The sequence below is a fragment of the Micromonospora maritima genome, from assembly GCF_902825405.1.
Taxonomy (GTDB): Bacteria; Actinomycetota; Actinomycetes; order Mycobacteriales; family Micromonosporaceae; genus Micromonospora; species Micromonospora maritima.
Genome location: NZ_CADEAU010000455.1, coordinates 1 through 4298, shown reverse-complemented (window position 1 = coordinate 4298; position 4298 = coordinate 1). Strand labels below are relative to the sequence as shown.

Genomic DNA, 4298 nt, shown 5'->3' with positions numbered 1-4298 from the left:
CGGGCAGAGCGTGGACGCCCTGCGGCGCACCGCGCTGCTGCTGCCCCGCAGCCGGCGGGTGGGCGACGGGCCGACCGGGTTCCCGGTCAACCGCACCGCCGCCGCGGCCGGCATCACCCCCGACCGCACCGGTACGGGCTGGCGGCTGACGCTGCGCGCCGGCGACCGGACGCGGGCGCTGGACCGGGCCGGGTTGCTCGCGCTGCCCCAGCACACCGCCACCCTGCCGATAGCGTGCGTGGAGGGCTGGTCCACCTCGCAGACCTGGACCGGGGTGCGCCTGCGGGACCTCGCCGCGCTGGTCGGGGCCGGCGCGCCCGCCGTGGCCCGGGTCCGGTCGCTGGAGCGCGGCGGGCAGTTCAACCGCGCCAGCCTGCACGGCGGTCAGGTCACCGACCCGGACGCGCTGCTCGCGCTGCGGGTCAACGGCGTCGACCTCAGCCCCGACCACGGTTTCCCGGCGCGGGTCGTGGTGCCCGCGCTGCCCGGCGTGCACTGCACCAAGTGGGTCGAGGAGATCGAGTTCGATGGCTGAGTTCCGGCGGGCGTACGGCGCGGCGCCGTGGCACCTGCTGCTCCTGGTCGGCTGCTTCGCGGTGACCGGGTGGATCGCGCTGCGGCTGGCCGGCGAGCCGACCGCGGGCCGGATGCTGCTCTGGTTCCTCGGCGCGGTGGTCGCGCACGACCTGGTGCTCTTCCCGGTGTACGCCTCGGCCGACCGGTTGCTGGGGCGGGCCGGCCCGTCGCTGCGCAACCACGTCCGCGTGCCGGCGCTCGGGTCGGCGCTGCTGTTCCTGGTCTACCTGCCCGGCATCCTCGGGCTGGGCGACGGCACGTACGCGGCGGCCACCGGCCTGACGCTCCGGCCCCTGCTCGGCCGCTGGCTGGCGGTCAGCGCGGTGCTCTTCGCCGCCAGCGCGCTGCTCTACCTGCTCCGCCGGACCCGACACCGTCCGCCCGCACCACCGCCGTGACCCCGCCCTCCGGTGTGCCTGCGGTGGCGTGCGCGTGCGGTGGCCTGGCGGGCGACGCCTCGGCGGGTGGCGGTCGAGCCTCCGACGGCATGCCCCGCGACGCTCACGGCTCACGGCGCGCGGCGCGGCAGATGCGTCATCGTCCGCCGCCGCGGCGTGTGGCAGGTCCGGAGGTTCCGACGGCCCGTCGTTGTCCCGCCCGCGGCCAGGACGGTTGACCTCCTGAGCCCGATATACCGGATAGGCATAATCATGACTCTCCGGTATATCGGTGAAAGCGAGGGCGTTCCCGCTCCGAGTCACGCTCCGTGACCTCCTCGGCGGAGGGCCGGAGTCGGAGGTCCGCAGCCCACCACGGGCCACCGGCCACCGGCCACCGGGCACGGCCGCGGGCGTCCGGTGGTCCGGGAGCTGCCGGCGACGGCTGGTGGCCGGGCGGGCAGGGGCGAACGTCACGATGGAAACGGGAGCGGGTCGGGCGGGACCGGGACCGGTCAGGCGCCGGGGCCGACCAGCAGGGCCGCCACCGTGGCGGTCGTGGCGAGCGCGGCCAACGCGGCGCTGGTCGCCACGAACCGGCCGAGCGGCACCGCCACGCCCGCGGCCCGGCAGCGCTCGTACCAGATCAGCGTGGCCAGCGACGCCCACGGCGTGGCCAGCGGACCCACGTTGGTGCCGACCAGCAACGCCAGCAACTGCGTGTGCCGGTCGACGGCGATGACCGCCTCACCGGCCAGGTACGCCGGCAGGTTGTTGACCACGTTGCTGAACAGCGCCCCGACGGCGCCGGCCCGCAACGCCCCCTCCGCCCCCTGGTCGGTGCCGATGAGCGTGCCCATCACGGTGTCCAGGCCGTGCCGGCCGATGGTCTGCACCACCAGGAACAGCCCGGTCACGAAGACCAGCAGCCGCCACGGCACCAGCGCCGGACGCAGCCGGTGCCGGGCCCGCACCGCGAACCCGGCGACCAGGATCGCGGCGGCCACCCCGGAGGCGATCCCGATCTCGACCCCGGCCAGGACGGCGGCGACGAACAGCAGGCACGAGGCGAGCGCGGTCCGGTAGAGCGTCCGGTCCGGTGGCACGTACGGCGACGGCGGGACGAACGGGTCCGCCCCGGCGCGGGCCGGTCGCCAGTACCACCACCAGAGCAGCAGCATCGTGATCGCGATGGCGACCAGTTGCGGCCACCACAGCCGGGCCGCCCAGGGCAGCGGATCCAGGCCGATCCGGTCACTGGCCAGGATGTTCGTCAGGTTGGACACCGGCAGCAGCAGGCTCGCCGTGTTGGCCAGCCAGACCGTGGTCATCGCCAGTGGGGTCGGCGGCACGTTCAGGGTGCGGGCCAGCGCGATCATCACCGGGGTGAGCAGCACCGCCGTCGTGTCCAGGTTGAGCGCGATCGTGGTGAGCGAGGCGACCGCCACGCAGAGCCAGAACAACGCCCGGAAACTGCCCCGGGCGGTGATCGCCACCCGCGCGGCGAGCGCGTCGAAGACGCCGGCCACCGCGGTCAGCTCGGCCAGCACCACCACCGTGCCGAGGAAGATCAGGATGGGCACGATGCGCCGCACCGTGGCTTCGGCGTCGGTGCGGGGGAGCAGCCCGGAGAGCACGCAGCCCACGCCGACCACGGCCAGCCCGATCGCGATCCAGTCCAGCGTGTGCAGGCGTCGCCGACGGGGCCGGTCCGGCGCGGCGGACGGCGGATCGCCGACGGTCTCCACGAGGGGTGATCCTCGCACACCCGGCTGGGCGCGGTCCGGCCCGACGCGTGCACGCCCGGGCAGCCGAGGGTGTCGATCTGTTGACCGTCGGTGGCCATAATGGCCAGGTGGCTGTAGGCGCGCACCCCACCCGGTCCGACCGCCCCATCGACTTCTTCATCAGCTACTCGCCCGCCGACGAACGCTGGGCGACGTGGCTGGCCTGGGAGTTCGAGGCCGCCGGCTACCGCACCCTGCTCCAGGCGTGGGACTTCGTCGCCGGCACCAACTTCATCGACTTCATGGACCGGGGGGTCCGCGAGGCCGAGGTGGTGGTGGCGGTGCTGTCCGAACGCTACCTGCACTCGACGTACGGCAAGCTGGAGTGGCAGGCGGCGTTGCGCGCCGACCCGGACGGCACCGGCAACAAGCTGGTCACCGTGCGGGTGGAGGACTGCCCGATCGACGGCCTGCTCGCCACCATCACCTACGTCGACCTGGTCGGGGTGGACGATCCGGCGCAGGCGCGCGGACGCGTGCTGGACCGGATCAGGGAGGCGCTCGACGGCCGGGCCAAGCCGATGCGGCAGCCGGCCTTCCCGCACCATCCCGACGACCCGCACGGCGTGCTCGCCGCGCCGGCCGGTGGCGTGCCCGCGCCGCGCCGCGCCCGGCGTACCCCGATCAACCCGCCGCCGTTCCCGCCGGCGACTGTCGCGCCGCCGACCGCCCGCGACACCGTCACCGTGCTCCAGGTCGCCGGCCCCCGCTTCGGCCGGGGAGTGATCTCCCCGGGCGACCCGGTCACCCCGGGCGAACGCCAGGAGCACCTGATGGGTGACCTGACGCTGCTGATGAACGACGGGGTGCCCCGGCCCGACCTGCTGGTGGTGGCCGGGAACCTGACCGAGTCCGGCAGCCCGCGCGAGTTCTCCGACGCGCTGAGCTTCCTCACCGGGCTGCGGGTGCTGCTCGGGCTGGAGCCGCACCGACTCGTCGTGGTGCCCGGGCCGCGGGACGTGACGATGGCCGCCTGCCGGGCGTACTTCGCCACCTGCGAGGCCGACGACGTCGACCCGCAGCCGCCGTACTGGCCCAAGTGGCGGCACTACGCGCGTCTCTTCGACGAGCTCTACCAGGGTCTCGACGACCGGATCTTCGACAGCGAACAGCCGTGGACGCTGTTCGGCGTGCCCGACCTGCGGGTGGTGGTGGCCGGGTTGAACTCCACCATCGCCATCACCCACCGCGAGGAGGACCGGTACGGCTTCCTCGGCGAGGCGCAGTCCAGTTGGTTCGCCCAGCGGCTGCGCCACTACCAGCAGTCCGGGTGGCTGCGGCTGGGCGCGATGGCGCACGCGCCGGGCCCGCGCAGCCCGTACGCCGACGAGGCCCCGGCGGACGGGGTGTCGCTGCGCGACCGGGGCTCGGTCAACCGGCTGGTCGGCCCGATGCTCAACCTGCTGCTCTCCGACGCCGCGCCGGCCGCCCGGGTGGACCCGGTGGTGCCCCTGGCCACCGCGCCCCGCGACGCCCGGGCGCAGGTGCTGCGGCTCGGCGCGGACGGGATGACCCGGTGGGTGCTCGGCCGCGACGACCGGCTGGAGGTCGGCGAGTC

General features: G+C 74.8%; 4 protein-coding genes. 3 read left to right on the top strand and 1 reads right to left on the bottom strand.

The window, feature by feature from the left end; translation table 11 throughout:
- Nucleotides 1-535, top strand: a 535-nt coding sequence (locus tag HUW36_RS26945; RefSeq protein ID WP_174530708.1) for a molybdopterin-dependent oxidoreductase, incomplete at its 5' end; no start/stop codon positions are given.
- Complete coding sequence (locus HUW36_RS26940) at nt 528-974, top strand: hypothetical protein (RefSeq protein ID WP_174530707.1); 447 nt, start codon at nt 528-530, stop codon at nt 972-974. The genes HUW36_RS26945 and HUW36_RS26940, both read left to right, overlap by 8 nt.
- Before the next feature lie 494 nt (nt 975-1468).
- Here the strand turns inward: HUW36_RS26940 and HUW36_RS26935 are convergent, their stop codons facing one another.
- Nucleotides 1469-2701 carry an ArsB/NhaD family transporter gene (locus HUW36_RS26935; RefSeq protein ID WP_174530706.1) on the bottom strand — a complete coding sequence of 411 codons (1233 nt, stop codon included), beginning with the start codon at nt 2699-2701 and terminating at the stop codon, nt 1469-1471.
- 107 nt (nt 2702-2808) lie between these two features.
- Between HUW36_RS26935 and HUW36_RS26930 the strand changes: the two genes are divergently transcribed.
- The coding region (locus HUW36_RS26930; RefSeq protein WP_174530705.1) for a TIR domain-containing protein at nt 2809-4298 on the top strand (1490 nt) is incomplete at its 3' end.